Below are 17,416 nucleotides of genomic sequence, written 5' to 3'. Positions count from 1 at the left end.
CCCGCCGGTGATCTTATAGACCCGGTGCCGGGGTCTGCCGGGATGTCAGGACGGCTTCCAGGAAAGGCTCCACGGCCTCCCGCCAGGCGTCGGCGTGCTCGTAGTGCAGGAGGTGCCCGGCGTCGGGGATCTCCGCGTACGCCCCGCGCGGGAGGACGCGGACCATCTCCTGGGCCTCCGCGCGGCCCAGCTCGCCGTCCAGGCCGCGGACGACGAGGGTGGGGCAGCGGACCTGGGCGAGGGACTCCCAGTGGGCGTCGTGGACCCAGGTCTCCCGGGAGGTGAGCATCTGGTCGGGGTCGAAGACCGGGCGCCAGCCGTCGGGGTGCTCGGCCATCACCTCGGCGAAGAACTCGCCTCGGGCCGGGTGCGGGCGCTCGACCCAGGGGTCCGTGTCGCCGAACCAGGCGCGGACCGCGTCCAGCGAGGCGAAGGGGACGGGCCAGCGGCGGAACCAGTCCCGCCACTCGCGCTGGGAGGCGGCGCCGAGGGCGGAGGCGCGCATGTCGCAGATGACGAGGGCGCGCACGAGGTCGGGGCGCTCGGCGGCGAGCTGCCAGGCGGTGAGGGCGCCCATGGAGTGCCCGACGAGGGTGACGGGGCCGAGGCCGAGGCGCTCGACGACGGCCGCCGCGTCGGCGACGTACGCCTCGCGCGTGAAGGGGCCCGCGGCGGGCTTCTCGCTGCCGCCGTGGCCGCGCTGGTCGAGGGCGACGGTGCGGTGGCCGCGGCCGAGGCGGGTGGCGGCGCGGGTCCAGTGGGCGGCGTGGCCCATCAGTCCGTGGAGGAGTAAGACCCCGGAGCCGTCGGCCGCCGCGGGGGCGGTGCCCTCCGTGAAGTCCCAGGCCACCAGGCGTACGCCCTCGGCCCCGGTGACGTCGAGTCGTCGCACCATGCTGCTCGGCACCCCCTCTTTCCCTTGGAACTGCGCCAGACTATCGAACCCGTATTCGAAAATGCGCTGCTGCCGCTCAACACCCCTCGTTCGAGTGACAACGCTCAAGGATTGGCGGGCGCGGCCGAGGGGAGATCTTCAGCGGGAGGCGGACCGCTCGGGGAAAACGGTCCGTGGGGAACGACCCTGGGAGCTCGGGGCTCCGGGTCGGCACAGGGGAGGACGGGCCCCGGCGCCGCACGGCGCCGGGGCTCTTCGTCGCGGTGACGCGCTGCTCATGAAGGCCGGCCCTCATGCCCCCAGCGTGGCACGCGCGGGGGCGGGGGCGTGGCGATTCCGCCGTAAAACGGGCCCCTGGGGAGGGGAGGCGGGAAGGAAGCCGGGGGTGAGGGGGCGGTGCCGCCCCCTCTCGGCTCAGCGCTTCGCCACGAAGACGTGCGCCGCCACCTCCGAGTCCAGCTCCGCCGCCTCGCCGCTGCTGCCCACCAGGACGCCGCCCGGGGACTCCGTCACCGAGACGACCGAGCCCGGCTGCACGCCGGCCCGGCGCAGGGTGTACATGAGCTGGGCGTCCGTCTGGATGGGCTCGCCGATCCGGCGGACGATCACCGTCTTGCCCTCGCCGCCCGCGTCCAGGTCGGCCAGCGAGACCATCGAGTCGTCCAGGAAGGACTCCGCCTCGGCCTTCTCGCCCAGCTCCTCCAGGCCCGGGATGGGGTTGCCGTACGGCGACTCCGTCGGGTGCCGCAGCAGCTCCAGGACCCGGCGCTCCACCGCCTCGCTCATCACGTGCTCCCAGCGGCACGCCTCCGCGTGGACCTGCTCCCACTCCAGGCCGATCACGTCGACGAGCAGGCACTCGGCGAGCCGGTGCTTGCGCATCACGCGGGTGGCCAGGCGGCGGCCCTCCTCCGTGAGCTCCAGGTGGCGGTCGCTGGCCACGGCCACCAGGCCGTCGCGCTCCATCCGGGCCACGGTCTGGCTCACGGTCGGACCGCTCTGGTCCAGCCGCTCGGCGATCCGGGCACGCATGGGCACCACACCTTCCTCTTCGAGCTCAAGGATGGTGCGGAGATACATCTCCGTGGTGTCGATCAGTCCGGACATACGTGCCCCTCGATGAGTCGTGCGCTGGCCCTGCCCCAATTCTGACGCATCGCGCCGACAACCGGGGGCGTCCCGGGGTGAGGCGGTATTGACAGAGCAATGGTCCAGACCGCACCGTGATCGGCGACCACGACGAGAAGGAGCCGCCGCCATGGGCGAGAGCAAGCTGGCCGGACAGTTCTTCGACGCCGCGATCGGCCTGCTCCAGAAGGTGCGGGACGAGGAAGCGGACGCCGTCGCCGAGGCCGGGGCGGCCATCGCGGAGGCGGTGGCCTCGGGCAACCGGCTGTTCGCCTTCGGCGCCGGCCACTCCTCGCTGGCCGCGCAGGACGTGGTCTACCGCGCGGGCGGCCTCGCCCTGATGAACCTGCTGGCCGTCCCTGGTGTCGTCGGCGTCGACGTGATGCCCGCCACCCTCGGCTCCGCCCTGGAGCGGGTGGACGGCCTGGCCGGCGCGGTCCTGGACTCCTCCCCCGCGCGGGCCGGCGACGTGCTGATCATCATCTCGCTGTCCGGGCGCAACGCGCTGCCGGTCGAGATGGCGATGAACGCGCGCGCCCTCGGCCTCACCGTGATCGGCGTGACCTCCGTGGCGTACGCGACGGAGACCCGCTCGCGGCACGTCTCGGGGTCGTACCTGAAGGACCACTGCGACATCGTGCTCGACTCCAAGATCGCCGTCGGCGACGCGGAGCTCACCCACGAGGGCATCGAGGCCCCCTTCGCCCCCGCCTCCACGGTCGTCACCAGCGCCCTGATGCAGGCCACCATGGCCGCCGCCGCCGAGGACCTGGTCCGCCGCGGCATCGAGCCGCCGCTGCTGCGCTCGGGCAACGTGGACGGCGGGCACGAGTGGAACGGGCGCGTGATGACGGAGTACGGGGACCGGATCTTCTTCCGGCACTGATCCGTAAACCCGGGAGGGGGCGATGGCGAACACTCGCCATCGCCCCCTCCTGTGACTTCCGGAGCCTCCCGCGTCTCCTACGAGACGTAGTACCCGGCCACGTCCGCCAGCAGGTCCACGGACCCCGCGTGGTTGTAGAAACTCACCTTGCCGTTCACCACGGGCACCACGACCAGGTTGGGGATGGTCGTCCCGGCGGTGAAGTTCAGGTTCGACGCCGAGGTGCGGACCGTCCCGTCCGGGAAGACCGACACGAAGCCCCCCGCGGTGGGGGCGACCGCCGTCACGTTCATGACGACCGCCGTGACCCCGGTGGCCGGGATCCCGCCCACGCCCGCCACGTCGAGCGTGACCGTCGACTTGGCCCCGACCCTCGCCTTGGGCACACCGAGCCCGGCACGGGTGTCCATGAGCCGGGTGGGGGTGATCGGCCGGTAGGCGGAGCCCGTGGCGTCCATGGTGAAGTAGCCCGCCACGTCGGCGATCAGGTCCACGGTCCCGGTGTGGTTGTAGAACCTCACCTCACCCGCTTCCGAGACGGGCACCACCACGAGGTTCGGGATGGTCTGCCCGGCGGTGAAGTTCACGTTCGACGTGCCGACGGAGTAGTGGTCCCCCGGTCCGGCCGAGACGTACCCGGCCGCGGTCGGCGCCGCCGCCGTCACGTTGAGCACCACGGCCGTGACCCCGGTGTCGGGAAGGCCGCCGGCGCCCGCCACCTTGAGCGCGACGCTCTCCCGCGCCCCGAGCCGCGCCTGCGGCACGCCGAGGCCGGAACGCGTGTCCATCAGCCGCGCGGGCGTCACGGGCTTGTACGTGGCTCCCGAGCCGTCCGTGACGTAGTAGCCGGCGATGTCGGCGACCAGGTCGACCGAGCCCGCCTTGTTGTAGAAGGTCACCGCGCCGTCGCCGGCGGCCACCGGCACCACCACCAGGTTCGAAATCGTCTGGCCCGCCTTGAAGTTCAGGTTCGAGGCGGAGGTGCGGGCCGTGCCGTGGGGGTACGCGGAGACGAAACCGGCGGCGGTGGGTCCGGTCGCCGTGACGTTGAGGACGACCGCGCTGACCCCCTTGGAGGGGACCCAGTGGCGGTTCGTCACCTGGACGGTGACCGTGCCGCCGGGGCCCACCTTGGCCCGTGGCACGTCACCGGTGCCGTAGCGGGTGTCCATCAGCCGGGTGGGGCCGAGCGGTACGAAGCTGCCGAGGCCGGAGGTGGGCGGCGTGACCGTGAACGTGCCGGGCTTGGCCACCGTCCCGTTCGCGTGGACCTTCACCTGCCAGTCGCCGAGGGAGGCGACGCTGAGGCCCACCGTCACGGTGAGGGACCGGCCGTCGGGGGAGAGCGCGGCCGGCGTGGCCCGCAGCGTCTTCCCGTCCTTGGTCAGCTCGACCGTGTCCCTCTTGCTCAGGGAGGTGCCGTGCACGGTGAGGGTCGCCAGCGAGCCGCGCGGGGCGGACGCCGGGGAGACGGACGAGACCGACACCGGCACCCCGCCGCAGACCCGCCGGGAGTTCCGCTCCGTGTCGCAGACGACCTCGCCCGTGTACGACACCTGGGACGTCGACTCGGGCAGGCCGAGCACCAGGACCGCCGGGGAGGGCACCCCGGGCGCGGTCCCCGCGCCGATCGCGCAGCGGTAGCCCCGCGCGGTGTTGCCGCACGCGTTGTTCAGGCCGGTGTCCCAGAGCGACGGAACGGCCGTGGCCGCCGTCCCCTCGGGGTCGCTGATCCTGGCCCAGAACTCGTCGCCGGTCACGGTGGGCAGCACGGCGCAGACCGCCGTGCGCTCCTCGTCGAGGGTCCCCGCGGGCGGACGGTACCCGTCGCGGAGGTTCAGCACCCGCGCGCACTCGGGGGCCGGGCCGGCCGGGGTCGCGATCCGCAGCGCGTCGAAGCGGTACGTGGCACTCGGCCGCTGGACCGGGGCGGAGACGAGGACCGCGTACCGGGTCGAGCCGGTGACGTTGCAGCCGTCGGCGCAGCGCGTGGTCCGGCCGGCCTCGTCGACCACCGTGGCTCCCGCCCCGTGGTCGCCCCGGAGGTTGAGGTACAGCACGTCGCCCGCGTCCCGCGTGGTCACCTGCCGGCAGCCGAGCGAGCCCGAGATGCCCTGCTTCCCCTCCTGCGAGGGGCCGCCCACCGCCGTCGCGGGCTGCACCGCGCAGCCGGGGGCCGCGCCGGTCAGGTCACGCCGTACGACGTTGAAGGCGTCGAGCGGATCGGTGCGGACGAGCACGGTGTAGGCCGTGCCCGGCGCGAGCACGCAGACCGCGTCGCAGACCCGCGTCCCCCGGGCGTCCAGGACCGTGTGCTCGGCCCAGGAGTACCGGGTGGGAAAGCCCTGGCCAGGGCCCGTCTGGACCCACTCGCCGTCGCTCGCCTCGGTACCGATGGCCTCGCGCCTCGTCCGGTCGTCGGCGGGGATCGTGAAGCAGTGCGCGAAGTCGTCCGCCCCGCCTCGCACCGCCGTCTTCGCGGTCGACTCCGTGAAGTCGCCGAGCGGGACGACCGGGCAGTCGTTGGGCGTGTCCGTTCGGTAGACCGCCAGGCGGTACGGGCCGGCCGGCGCGTGCGTGGCACCGGTGGAGACCAGCACCCGGTGCGGGGCGGGACCGGTCAGCTCGCAGGTGGTCGCGGCCAGGGCGCCCGCCGCGCAGACGCGCGTACCCGTGCCGTCGACGACCTCCGCGACGGCGCCGGACTCGCGCGGGGTGAGGGCCTCCATCCGGGCTCCCCCGGGCAGGGACAGGGTCAGGCAGTCGATCCCGCCGCCCGCCTCGATCGTGCCCGTGAGCTTGCCGGGGCCAGCCTCGGCGCAGCCCTGCGCGGAGGACCGGTCGAGGATCAGCGTCGGGTCGCCGGTGGCCACGCGGTAGGTGCCCTCGGCCGTCAGCAGGCACCCCTCCGCCGCGGCGCACACGAGCGTGCCCGCCGCGTCGTACACGGCGAGCCGGACGCGCGAGTCGGCCGGGGTGACGCCGAAGACGTCGTACGGGCCCGTGGCCGGCGCGGTGAACTCCTTGCAGGTCGCGGCCGGCTCCGTGGCCGTCGGCGCGGAGCCGTACGCGTTCACGGGCACGACCGCGCAGTCCCCGCCGACCGGGGCGTCCGCCGCCCACGCGGCTCCCGCCGGGAGGACGGGGGTCAGCAGGGCGAGCACGGTGACGAGCGTGGTGAGCAGAGTGGTGTACGGCCCCGATCTGGCTTCCGTACACGAAAGTTGGGACATTCCCGTTCCCCCCGGAGCGGTGTCAAACCGACGCGCGGTTCGGTTCCGCGGTTCGGATGTGCGGTGATGATCGCACAGCCGAACGACAGTCCCGCCGGAAGGGCGACGGGGCCGTCAGCCGCCGTCCAGCGCCGCCGCGACGCGGCCCGCCACCGTCTCCGCGTACACCGCGTCGTCCCGCTCGAAGGCGGGGCGGGACGGGGAGCGCAGGAAGGTGGCGACGCCCAGCGTGCGCGCGCGGGCGCGGAGCGGGACGCACAGGGCGTGGGCCATGCCGGGGGGCCATAGGAGCCCGGCGGACCAGTCGGGGGCCGGGGCCGCGCCCAGGGGCCCCGCGGCCCCCGGGCGCTCCGTGGTGGCGCTCGCGCGGGTCGGGCCCGGGCCTGTCAGGGAGCGGAGGGCCGGGTGGGTCGGCGGGTACGGGAGGGGGATGCCGCCGGTGGCCGTGCGGGTCACCGGGCCGGGGGCGCCCGACGGGGTCGCCAGGGCGCGGACCAGGCGGCCGTCCGGGAGGGCGCGGTCGACCAGGACGTGGTCGGCGAAGCCCGCCACGGCGAAGTCCAGCAGGACCGCGGCGGCGTCCTCCGGGTCCTCGCACTCCGCCGCCGCCACCCCCGCGCGGTGCAGCTGGTTCCAGCGGAAGCGGAGCCGGTCCGCCTCCCGCTCGGCCAGCCGCGCCTCCGTGACGTCCTGGAAGAGCCAGCCGACCCCCAGCGGGACCGGCTCCGGCTCCTCGGCGAGCGGGGAGGAGAGCCGTACGAAGCCGGAGCGCCAGCAGCGGCGGCGCTCCCCGCGCGGGCCGTCGAGCGTCACCCACAGGTCGGCGGGCGCGGGCGGCGCCCCGGCGGCCAGCACGTGCTGGACGGCGGCCTCCAGCTCCTCGGCGCCCCGGGTCACGAGCTCGCCCAGCGGGCGGCCCAGCGGCGTGGTGCGGGCGGTGCCCAGCGCGCGGGCCGCATAGGCGTTGACGACCGCCGGGCGCAGGTCGACGTCGACCAGGACGACGCCCCAGGGCGCCTCCCCGAACAGGGCCTCGCTGAGCGCGAGGGAGCGCTCCAGGTCGACCTGGACGTGCACCTCGCTGAACGCGCAGTACACCCCGGCCGGTGCGCCGTCGGGGCCGCGCACGCCTGCCGTCTGGGTGCGGACCAGGACCCGCCCGCCGTCCTTGCGCAGCAGCGCGAACTCGTGGACCTGGCGGCCCGGCGCGGTCATCGCCCGCATCAGGCGGGCCAGGGTGTCCTCGGCGTCGGCGCTGCGGGCCGCCCAGCCGTCGAAGCCGCGCCGGCCGACCGCCTCCCCCGCCGACCAGCCGAGGATCCGTTCGGCCTCGCGGTTCCAGTGGGTGACCATCCCGTCGGCGTCCAGCGCGCACAGCGCGGCGTCCATGCCGTCGAGCAGCGCGGCCAGCAGGTCCGCCCCGGGAACACTCGCCGTCGAAGCACTCATCCGACACCCCCCGCCTCATTGAACTGGAAACGTGACCCAGGACACAGCCCGTTGCGGAAAATAGGTTGAGCGGGCGCGCGGAGCTTCCTATGGTGAAGGCACACGTGAAAGGAGGTGATCCGAAAAAATGGTTTCTTTTCGGACTCGTGAGGTGACTGCGGGCTAGCGCCTGCCGTCGCACTCTTGTGCACCTCGGCAGGCCCTCTGCCGACACCATCGCAGTCACCCGACCCGTGGGCCGCCGGTCAGTCCGGCCGGCTCCCGTCCGAACTGCAGCGGACGGGACCAAGGCCCACGGGTCGTCTGCGTCTGCGAAGGCGCGGACGCCCCGGACCGTTCAGGGCGCCAGGCGCTCGACCCGCCAGGTCTCGCCGTCCGCACCTTCCATGCCCTCGGGCCCCGCCTCGCGCACGTACCGCAGCCGGTCGTGCAGCCTGTTCTCGTGGCCCTGCCAGAACTCCACCGTCTCCGGCACCACCCGGAAGCCGCCCCATTCCGGCGGCACCGGCACCTGCTCGCCCTCCGGGTGGCGGGCGGCCAGCTCCTCGTACCGGGTGAGCAGTTCGGCCCGCGAGCCGATCACCGACGACTGCGGGCTGGCCCACGCGCCGAGCTGCGAGCCGTACGGGCGGGTGCGGAAGTACGCCGCCGTCTCGTCCCGCCCGACGCGCGCCGCGCGGCCGGTCACGACGACCTGCCGGGCCATCGGGTGCCAGGGGAAGAGCAGCGAGACGTACGGGTTCGCCGCCAGCTCCCGGCCCTTGCGCGAGCCGTAGTTGGTGAAGAACACGAAGCCCGCCGCGTCGTAGTGCTTGAGCAGCACCGTGCGCGAGGACGGGCGGCCGTCGGGGGTGGCGGTGGAGACGACCATCGCGTTCGGCTCGTGGATCGCCGGGGTCGCGGCGGTCTCCTTGAACCAGCGCGAGAACTGTTCGACCGGTTCGGGTGCGAGGTCCGCCAGGGTCAGCTCCATGGTGCGGTACTGCTCGCGCATGTCGGCGGGATCGAGAGCGTCGGTCACGGGGGCCATCCTGCCGTAGCGCCCGAGTCTGCCCGGCACCACGGGTCGCTAATCCTTCATCGCCGATTCGGCGCAGTGTGCCGGATGTCACGCTTCCCCGCATCATCGGAACCGTACAGACTCATGCGCTGGATCACTGTTGCGTCCCGCCAACCGGCCGACGGAATGATTGATCATCGATCAGGCAGCGCTCGCACCGCCCGCACAGCGGGTGCGGCGCACACATCGCTATGGAGGAGCCGCCTCATGTCTGACTTCGTACCGGGGCTCGAAGGAGTCGTCGCGTTCGAGACGGAGATCGCCGAGCCCGACAAGGAGGGCGGCTCGCTGCGCTACCGCGGCGTCGACATCGAGGACCTGGTCGGTCACGTCTCCTTCGGCAATGTCTGGGGCCTCCTGGTCGACGGCGCCTTCAACCCCGGCCTGCCGGCCGCCGAGCCCTTCCCGATCCCCGTCCACTCCGGCGACATCCGCGTCGACGTGCAGTCCGCCCTCGCCATGCTCGCGCCGGTCTGGGGCCTCAAACCGCTCCTCGACATCTCCGCCGAGCAGGCCCGCGACGACCTCGCCCGCGCCGCCGTCATGGCCCTGTCGTACGTCGCCCAGTCGGCCCGCGGCCAGGGGCTGCCGATGGTCCCGCAGAGCGAGATCGACAAGGCCGAGACCGTCGTCGAGCGCTTCATGGTCCGCTGGCGCGGCGAGCCCGACCCCAAGCACGTCAAGGCCGTCGACGCCTACTGGACCTCCGCCGCCGAGCACGGCATGAACGCCTCCACCTTCACCGCCCGCGTCATCGCCTCCACCGGCGCCGACGTGGCCGCCGCCCTCTCGGGCGCCGTCGGCGCCATGTCCGGCCCGCTGCACGGCGGCGCGCCCTCCCGCGTGCTCGGCATGATCGAGGAGATCGAGCGCACCGGCGACGCCACCGCGTACGTCAAGCAGGCCCTCGACAACGGCGAGCGGCTGATGGGCTTCGGCCACCGCGTCTACCGCGCCGAGGACCCGCGCGCCCGCGTGCTCCGCCGCACCGCCAAGGAGCTCGCCGCGCCGCGCTTCGAGGTCGCCGAGGCCCTGGAGAAGGCCGCCCTGGAGGAGCTGCACAACCGGCGCCCCGACCGCGTCCTCGCCACCAACGTCGAGTTCTGGGCGGCCATCGTCCTGGACTTCGCCGAGGTGCCGGCGCACATGTTCACCTCGATGTTCACCTGCGCCCGCACGGCCGGCTGGTCGGCGCACATCCTGGAGCAGAAGCGCACCGGGCGCCTCGTCCGGCCGTCCGCGCGCTACACCGGCCCCGGCGTCCGCGACCCGCGCGAGATCGAGGGTTACGAGGACATCGCGGGCTGAGCGGGCTGGGCCTGCCGGCCCTGGTCGAGGAGCAGGTCCGCGTGGTGGCGGGCCGCCGCCAGCGGATGGGCGCGCAGCTTGCCCTTCAGCTCGTTCCGGCCGTACTCGGCGAACAGCGGGTTCGCCGGGTCGGCCGTGACCCCGGGCGCCGACCCGGCGTACGGGAAGACGAGCGGGGCGATCCGCGCGTCGAGCCGCGGGTTGTAGAAGAACGGGACGGAGAACCGTTCCGTCGCCCCGGGCGGTGAGACCACGCGGTGGTGGGTGGCGACGAGGTAGCCGTCCGTCGCCACCTCCAGGAGCTCGCCCAGGTTCACCACGAACGCGCCCGGCAGCGGCGGCACGTCGTGGAAGACGCCGTCCTCCCGCTCCACCTGGAGCCCGCCCACCTGGTCCTGGAGCAGCAGCGTCAGGAAGCCGTAGTCCTTGTGCGCGCCCACGCCCTGGTCGTCGCCCTCGCCGCTGCTGCCCGGGTAGCGGACCAGCTTCAGGTGCGGGTGGGCGCGCGGGCCGAAGGCGTCGGCGTAGAAGTCGGGCGCGGCGCCGATGGAGGCCAGCAGCTCGCGCAGCAGCCGCTCGGCGACGCCGCTGAGCCGCTCGATCCAGTTCAGCGCGGCGAGCCGCAGCTCCGGGAGGGCGGCGGGCCACTGGTTGGGGCCCTGGAGCCACCAGTACGGGGGCTCCTGCGGGCCCGGCACGTGCGCGGGCCGCTCGGCGCCGATGTCGAGCTGGTCGCGCCAGTCGCGGGCGCCGCCGGTGCGCTCGTCGCCGATCCGGGTGTAGCCGCGGAAGTGCGGCGAGTTCGTCGTGTCCAGGGCGAGCCGGTCGGCCTCCGGCAGCGCGAAGAAGGCCCGCATGGCGCCGGTCAGCGCCCGCGTCTCGGCCTCGGTCACGCCGTGCCCGACGAGCTGGAAGAAACCCACGTCATGGGCGGCGGAGTGGAGCTGGGCGCGCAGCAGCCGGCGGGCCTGCGGGCCACGGTCCGCTGCGGAGAGGTCGACGATGGGGAGCTGCGAGGTGTAACTCATGGTGTGCGTCCGCGGGGGTGTACGGCGCCCGTCTCCGGTGCCGGACGCGCGGCGGGCCGTGCCGTGCCGCGTCGTCCGCCCCGGACCGGGCGAGGGGGTCGGGCCTGGGGTCAGGGACGACCCGGACAGCCCATGCTCGCGACGCGGAGCAGGTCCACGTGGCGACGACGTACGAGCGAAAGCATGGCACCAGCGTACTGCGGGGGGCGCGGAGCGGGAGTGGCTGTGGCCGCCGTCACGCGGGTGTGTGGGGGGTACGGGGCGGGGGCGGGCGGAGCCCGGTTCGCGCGCGGTGGTGCGGGGCCCGGCTCGCCCAGGCGCGGGTCGGCCGCCGGTCACCCGCCGGTCAGCCGAGGGTCTCGTCCAGGATGCGGGCCCACTGGGCGACGACCCGGTCGCGGCGGGCGCGGTCGTCGGTGAGGAGGGTGGCGAGGCCGAGGCCGCGGGCCATGTCGAGGAGGCCCTGGACGGATTCGCGGACCCCGGGGCGGGACTCGTCGGCGCCGAGGAGCTCGACGGCCATGCGGTGGGACTCGCGGCCGACGCGGGCTTCGAGTTCGGTGACGCGGGCGCGCAGCGGCTCCTGGTCGGAGGCGGCGACCCACAGGTGGAGGGCGGCCCGGAAGAGGGGGCCGGTGAAGAGGTCGACGAGGGCGGCGACGGCCTCCTGGCGGCCGGTGGCGGGCAGCTCGCGCAGGGCCTGGGAGCGTTCCTCGGCGACGTACTCGACGGCGGCGGTGAACAGGTCCTCGCGGGTGGGGAAGTGGTGCTGCGCGGCGCCGCGCGAGACGCCGGCCCGTTCGGCGACGACCGCCACGGTGGAGCCCGCCCAGCCGTGCTCGGCGAGGCAGGACACCGCGGCCTCCAGGAGCCGCTGCCGGGTGGCGCGGCTCCGGTCCTGCTTCGGGCCGGTCAGAGCCGCCATGCTGGGTCCCGTCGTTCGAGGAAGGCCGTCATCCCTTCGCGTGCCTCGGCCGAGGCGAACAGCGACGCGGACAGCTGGACCAGCTCCTCCGCGTCCCGCTCGAAGGCTTCCAGGACTCTAGCCGTGACCAGCCGCTTCGAGGCGCGCAGCCCCTGCGGCGAGGCGGCGCGCAGCCCGTCCAGTACGGCGTCCAGGTCGGCGGCGGGGGCGGTCACGAGGCCCATGGCGCGGGCCTGCTCGGCGCCGAAGCGCTCGCCGGTCAGGTAGTAGCGGGCCGCCGCCCGCTGGTCCAGCTTGGGGAGCAGGGTCACCGAGATCACGGCGGGCGCGACCCCGATCCGTACCTCCGTCAGCGCGAAGTCCGAGGTGTCGGAGGCCAGCACGATGTCGCAGGCGCCGAGGAGTCCGAGTCCGCCCGCGCGGGCGTGCCCGTCGACGACGGCGACGACCGGTTTGGGGAGTTCGACTATCTGTCGCAGGAGGTCGACGAAGGCGTACGGCCCGGGCGGCGCCTTCAGGTCGGCGCCCGCGCTGAACGTGGCGCCGGTGTGGGTGAGCACGACCGCCCGTACCTCGGGGTCCTTGCCGCAGGCGGCCAGCGCCTCGGCGAGCTCGGCCACGAGGGGCGCCGAGAGCGCGTTGCGGGTGGCCGGGGAGTCCAGGGCGAGGGTGGTGACGCCCCGGTCGGCGGTGATGTCGATCAGGCTCATGTGCGGTCCCTCGGTTCTCTCTGCTCGCGCAGCTCTCGGCGCAGGATCTTCCCCGACGCTGCCCTCGGGACCGCCCCGATGAACTCGACTCGGCGGATCTTCTTGTACGGGGCGACCCGCGCGGCCACGAACGCCGCCACCTCCTCGCCGGTGAGGTCGGCGGCCGACGGCTGGCGGACCACGAACGCCTTCGGGATCTCCCCGCCGTCCTCGCCGGGCACCCCGATGACGGCGGCGTCGGCGATGCCCTCGTGGGTGAGGAGGAGCGCCTCCAGCTCGGCGGGGGCGACCTGGAAGCCCTTGTACTTGATGAGCTCCTTGACCCGGTCGACGACGTACAGCCAGCCGTCCTCGTCGACCCGCCCGATGTCGCCGGTGCGCAGCCAGCCGGCCTCGTCGATCATGGCGGCGGTGGCCTCGGGCCGGCCCAGGTAGCCCTTCATCACCTGCGGGCCCCGGAAGGCGATCTCGCCCTCCTCCCCCGGACCGGCGTCCCGCGCGGGGTCGTCGAGCGAGACCAGCCGCATCTCGGTGGAGGGCAGCAGCTTGCCGACGGTGCCGGGCGGAGGGTTCCCGGCGGCGAGCGGCACGAGGTGGGTGGCCGGGGACATCTCCGTCATCCCGTACGCCTGCCGGACGGGCGGCAGCCCGAGCCGCGCCGAGCACGCCTCGGCGAGGGCGGCGTCGAGCGGGGCGGCGGAGCAGACGATGTAGCGCAGCGAGGACAGGTCGTACGAGGCCACCGCCGGGTGCTTGGCGAGCGCGAGGACGATCGGCGGGGCCACGTACAGCGCGTTGATGCGGTGCTTCTCGATGGCGGCGAGGAAGCCGTCGAGCTCGAAGCGGGGCAGCACGACGACGGCGGCGCCGCGCCGCAGGGGGGCGTTCATGAGCGCCGTGAGCCCATATACGTGAAAAAAGGGCAATACGGCGAGAATCCGGTCCCCCGGGCCCATCGGCATCAGCGGTTCGAGCTGGGCCAGGTTGGTCGCGATCGAGGCGTGCGTGAGCATCACGCCCTTGGGGACGCCGGTGGTGCCGGAGGAGTACGGGAGGGCCGCGAGGTCCGCCGCCGGGTCGATGTCCGGGACCGGCTCGGGCGCGGCCGAGCCCAGGAACTCCTGGAGCGAACGGCAGTCCTCGGTGGTGTCGCAGACGAAGATCTCCCGCACCCCGCCCGCGAGTTCGGCCGCCGCGCGGGCCGTCGCCAGCAGCGGCGACACGGTGACGATCCACCGCGCGGAGGAGTCGCTCAGCTGCTTGGCGAACTCCTCCGGCGTGGCCAGCGGGTGCACGGTGGTCACGGCGGCCCCCGCGCGGGTGGCCGCGTAGAAGGCGACCGGGAACAGCACCGTGTTGGGGCTGTGCAGCGCGAGCACGTCACCCGCCCGCACCCCCGCCTCGGCGAGCCCGGCGGCGACCCGCCGATGGAAGGCGTCGAGCTGCCCGTACGTGAGCGTCAGCTCCCCCGCCCCGGCCGCCCCGTCGATCAGCGCCGGAAGGTCGCCGAACTCGGCGGCGCCGCCGAGGACGGCGTCGTGGATGGGGAGGGAGACGGCCGGGACGTCCGGGTACTCGCTGTGAAACACCATGCGTGCGTGCCCCCTGATGGTGGGTGGATGGGTGGTGCCGAGGACGGGCGGGACGGCGTCGCTCAGTACGACTTCGGCAGGCCCAGGGACTGGTGGGACACGAAGTTGAGGATCATCTCGCGGCTGACCGGGGCGATCCGGGCCACCCGGGCGGCGGTGATCAGGCGGGCCAGGCCGAACTCCTTGGTCAGGCCGTTGCCGCCCAGGGTGTGGACGGCCTGGTCGACGGCGCGTACGCACGCCTCGGCGGCGGCGTACTTGGCCATGTTCGCCGCCTCGCCCGCGCCCATGTCGTCGCCCGCGTCGTACAGCGCGGCGGCCTTGCGCATCATCAGGCGGGCCAGTTCCAGCTCGATGTGGGCCTGGGCCAGGGGGTGCGCGATGGCCTGGTGGGCGCCGATCGGGGCCTTCCAGACCTGGCGCTCCTTGGCGTACCGCACCGCCTGCGCCAGCGCGTAGCGGCCCATGCCGATCGCGAACGCCGCCGTCATGATCCGCTCGGGGTTGAGCCCGGCGAAGAGCTGGAGCAGGCCCGCGTCCTCGTCGCCGACCAGCGCGTCGGCCGGCAGGTGCACCTCGTCCAGGACCAGCTCGAACTGCTTCTCGTCGGCGGCCAGTTCCATCTCTATGTGACGCCGCTCGAAGCCCGGGGTGTCGCGCGGGACGATGAACAGGCACGCCTTCAGGCTGCCCGTGCGGGCGTCCGACGTGCGGCCCACGATCAGGGTGGCGTCCGCGATGTCCACGCCCGAGACGAAGACCTTGCGGCCGTTGAGGACCCAGCCCTCCTCGGTGCGGGTGGCCGTGGTGGTGATCCTGTGCGAGTTGGAGCCCGCGTCCGGCTCGGTGATCCCGAAGGCCATCGTGCGGCTGCCGTCCGCCAGGCCGGGGAGCCAGGTCCGCTTCTGCTCCTCGGTGCCGAAGCGGGCGATGACCGTGCCGCAGATCGCGGGCGACACCACCATCATCAGGAGCGGCGCGCCGGCCGCGCCCGCCTCCTCCAGGACGATGGACAGCTCGGCCATGCCGCCGCCCCCGCCCCCGTACTCCTCGGGCAGGTTGACGCCCAGGTAGCCGAGCTTGCCCGCCTCGGCCCACAGGCTCGCCCGGTCGAAGCCGGGGCCGTGCCGGTGCCCCAGGGCGGAGACGGCGGCGCGGAGCGCGGTGTGTTCCGGGGACTCGATGATGCTGCTCATGCGGTCTGGTCCTCCTGGGCTTCCTGGGGTTTCTGGGCTTTCTGGACTTCCTGGACTTCCTGGGATTCCTGGGCTTCGGCCGGTACCGGCTGGTCCGGCCGGTCGTCCGGCTGTACGACGGCGAGCAGGGTGCCGACCTCGACCTGGCGGCCGGGGGCGGCGTGCAGGGCGGTGAGCGTGCCGGAGGCGGGCGCGGTGACCCGGTGCTCCATCTTCATGGCCTCCAGCCAGAGCAGGGGCTGCCCGGCCGCGACCCGGTCGCCCACGGCCAGGCCCTCGGCGACCCGCACGACGGTGCCGGGCATCGGCGCGAGCAGCGAGCCGGGGGCGGTCTGCTCGTCCGGGGCGGGGAAGCGGGGGGCGGCGGTCAGGCGGTGGCGGCCGACGTAGACCGTGCCGTCGTGTTCCGCGACCTCGAAGGCGCTGACCACGCCGTCCGCTTCGAGGCTCACCCGGTCCGGCGCGACGGACACCGCGCGGATCCCGGGCGGGGCCGTCACCTCGTGGCCGCCGGTACGGGTCGGGCGGTAGCGGACCTCGTGCGCGGCGCGGCCCTCGTACGTCCGCGTCTCGTCCCGCGAGCGCACGTTGCGCCAGCCGCCGCCGAAGCGGCCCCCGCCCCGCGCCGCCGCCGCGAGCGCGGCGGCCACGGCGGCCCGCTCCTCCCCGGCGGGCGGCTCGGTGACCGCGTCCAGGTGGTGCTCGTAGAAGCCGGTGCCGAGGCGCTCCGGGTCGGTGAAGCCGGGGTGCCGGAGGGAGGCGACGAGCAGGTCCCGGTTGGTGACGGGGCCGTGGATCCGGGCCCGTTCCAGGACGTGGGCCAGCCTGCGGGCGGCCTCGGCGCGGGTGGGCGCGTGCACGACGACCTTGGCGAGCATCGCGTCGTAGTGCACGCCCACGGTGTCGCCGGAGGCGTAGCCCGTGTCGACGCGGACGCGGGTACGGGGGCGGGCGCCGGGGGCCTCCTCCGTCGCGTCCGGGAACTCCAGCGTGTGCAGCACCCCCGTCTGCGGGCGCCAGCCCGCCGCCGGGTCCTCCGCGTACAGCCGGGCCTCGATGGCGTGGCCCCGGGGCGCGGGCGGCTCGGGCGGCAGCGGGGTGCCCTCGGCCACCGCGAGCTGGAGGGCGACCAGGTCCAGGCCGTGGACCTCCTCGGTGACGGGGTGCTCGACCTGGAGGCGGGTGTTCATCTCCAGGAAGTGCGCCCGCCCGTCCGCGACCAGGAACTCGACCGTGCCCGCGCCCGTGTAGCCGACGGAGCGGGCGGCGGAGGCGGCGGACGCGTACAGGGAGTCGAGCAGCTCCGGCGGGAGGCCGGGGGCCGGGGCCTCCTCGATGACCTTCTGGTGACGGCGCTGGAGGGAGCAGTCGCGGGTGCCGAGCGTCCAGACCGTGCCGTGCGCGTCGGCGAGGACCTGCACCTCGACGTGCCGGCCGTCCTCGACGTACGGCTCGACGAACACCTCGCCGTCCCCGAAGGCGCTCAGCGCCTCGGCCGAGGCCGCCGCCAACTCGCCCTTCAGCTCGTCCAGTTCGCGGACTATCCGCATCCCGCGCCCGCCGCCGCCCGCCGCGGCCTTCACCAGGACGGGCAGGTCGGCCTCGGTGACCTCGCCGGGGTCGAGCGGCGGGATGCCGAGGAGCTCCTTGGCGCGGGTCTTGGAGGCCATCGCCTCGATCGCGGCGGGCGGCGGCCCGATCCAGGTGAGCCCGGCGCCGGTCACCGCCTCCGCGAATTCCTTGTTCTCCGAGAGGAATCCATAGCCGGGGTGGATCGCGTCCGCGCCCGCCGCCCGCGCCGCCGCCACCACCAGGTCGGCGCGCAGATACGTCTCCGCCGGTGTCGCCCCCGGCAGCCGGACGGCCGCGTCCGCCTCCCGTACGTGCAGGGCGCCGGCGTCCGCGTCGGAGTACACGGCGACGGTCGCGATGCCCAGCTCGCGGCAGGTGCGGAAGATCCGGCAGGCGATCTCGCCCCGGTTCGCCACAAGGACGGTGGAAATCAC

At 74.3% G+C, this 17,416-nt stretch carries 13 protein-coding genes; 2 read left to right on the top strand and 11 right to left on the bottom strand.

Annotated elements, in window-relative coordinates:
- Positions 1–13 precede the first annotated feature (13 nt).
- Together AB0C99_RS01850 and AB0C99_RS01845 are read right to left on the bottom strand one after the other, a co-directional pair.
- Positions 14–895: an alpha/beta hydrolase gene (locus AB0C99_RS01850; RefSeq protein ID WP_362468194.1), complete on the bottom strand. Its 882-nt coding sequence runs from the start codon at positions 893–895 to the stop codon at positions 14–16.
- 414 nt (positions 896–1,309) lie between these two features.
- Entirely contained in the window at positions 1,310–2,002 is a 693-nt protein-coding gene (locus AB0C99_RS01845) for a metal-dependent transcriptional regulator (RefSeq protein ID WP_128983937.1), read from the bottom strand.
- Between the two features lie 151 nt (positions 2,003–2,153).
- Between AB0C99_RS01845 and AB0C99_RS01840 the strand changes: the two genes are divergently transcribed.
- Positions 2,154–2,909 (top strand): SIS domain-containing protein, encoded by a 756-nt coding sequence (locus tag AB0C99_RS01840; protein WP_362468192.1) that lies wholly within the window; start codon positions 2,154–2,156, stop codon positions 2,907–2,909.
- 77 nt (positions 2,910–2,986) lie between these two features.
- Here AB0C99_RS01840 and AB0C99_RS01835 read toward each other — a convergent pair whose 3' ends face one another.
- The 3 genes from AB0C99_RS01835 to pdxH all read right to left on the bottom strand — a co-directional run bounded on the left by AB0C99_RS01835 (position 2,987) and on the right by pdxH (position 8,612).
- Positions 2,987–6,142: a hypothetical protein gene (locus tag AB0C99_RS01835; RefSeq protein WP_362468190.1), complete on the bottom strand. Its 3,156-nt coding sequence runs from the start codon at positions 6,140–6,142 to the stop codon at positions 2,987–2,989.
- A 114-nt stretch (positions 6,143–6,256) separates the two neighbouring features.
- Positions 6,257–7,591 (bottom strand): PAS domain-containing protein, encoded by a 1,335-nt coding sequence (locus AB0C99_RS01830; protein WP_362468188.1) that lies wholly within the window; start codon positions 7,589–7,591, stop codon positions 6,257–6,259.
- A 337-nt stretch (positions 7,592–7,928) separates the two neighbouring features.
- A complete protein-coding gene (gene pdxH, locus AB0C99_RS01825) occupies positions 7,929–8,612 on the bottom strand; it encodes a pyridoxamine 5'-phosphate oxidase (protein ID WP_362468186.1) in 684 nt (227 codons plus the stop codon).
- A gap of 246 nt (positions 8,613–8,858) precedes the next feature.
- On the opposite strand from pdxH, the gene AB0C99_RS01820 reads away from it, so the two are divergent.
- Positions 8,859–9,959 carry a citrate synthase 2 gene (locus AB0C99_RS01820; RefSeq protein ID WP_362468184.1) on the top strand — a complete coding sequence of 367 codons (1,101 nt, stop codon included), beginning with the start codon at positions 8,859–8,861 and terminating at the stop codon, positions 9,957–9,959.
- Here the strand turns inward: AB0C99_RS01820 and AB0C99_RS01815 are convergent.
- The 6 genes from AB0C99_RS01815 to AB0C99_RS01790 form a co-directional block, all read right to left on the bottom strand.
- Entirely contained in the window at positions 9,938–10,987 is a 1,050-nt protein-coding gene (locus AB0C99_RS01815) for a 2-oxoglutarate and iron-dependent oxygenase domain-containing protein (RefSeq protein WP_362468182.1), read from the bottom strand. The two genes, AB0C99_RS01820 and AB0C99_RS01815, sit on opposite strands and share 22 nt — an antisense overlap.
- A 346-nt stretch (positions 10,988–11,333) precedes the next feature.
- Positions 11,334–11,912: a TetR/AcrR family transcriptional regulator gene (locus AB0C99_RS01810; RefSeq protein ID WP_362468180.1), complete on the bottom strand. Its 579-nt coding sequence runs from the start codon at positions 11,910–11,912 to the stop codon at positions 11,334–11,336.
- The gene (locus AB0C99_RS01805) at positions 11,900–12,622 is read right to left on the bottom strand and encodes an enoyl-CoA hydratase family protein (protein WP_362468178.1); all 723 of its coding nucleotides are present in this window, start codon (positions 12,620–12,622) and stop codon (positions 11,900–11,902) included. Before AB0C99_RS01805 ends, AB0C99_RS01810 begins: the two co-directional genes overlap by 13 nt.
- Positions 12,619–14,214 carry a 4-coumarate--CoA ligase family protein gene (locus tag AB0C99_RS01800; protein ID WP_362468176.1) on the bottom strand — a complete coding sequence of 532 codons (1,596 nt, stop codon included), beginning with the start codon at positions 14,212–14,214 and terminating at the stop codon, positions 12,619–12,621. Before AB0C99_RS01800 ends, AB0C99_RS01805 begins: the two co-directional genes overlap by 4 nt.
- A gap of 62 nt (positions 14,215–14,276) precedes the next feature.
- A complete protein-coding gene (locus tag AB0C99_RS01795; protein WP_362468174.1) occupies positions 14,277–15,410 on the bottom strand; it encodes an acyl-CoA dehydrogenase in 1,134 nt (377 codons plus the stop codon).
- Positions 15,407–17,416 carry a biotin carboxylase N-terminal domain-containing protein gene (locus tag AB0C99_RS01790; protein WP_362468172.1) on the bottom strand — a complete coding sequence of 670 codons (2,010 nt, stop codon included), beginning with the start codon at positions 17,414–17,416 and terminating at the stop codon, positions 15,407–15,409. Before AB0C99_RS01790 ends, AB0C99_RS01795 begins: the two co-directional genes overlap by 4 nt.

The sequence above is a fragment of the Streptomyces sp. NPDC048659 genome (assembly GCF_040650575.1).
In the GTDB taxonomy this organism is placed as follows: Bacteria; Actinomycetota; Actinomycetes; order Streptomycetales; family Streptomycetaceae; genus Streptomyces.
Note: the sequence above shows the minus strand (reverse complement) of the source record. Positions and strands in the feature narration are given on the sequence as shown.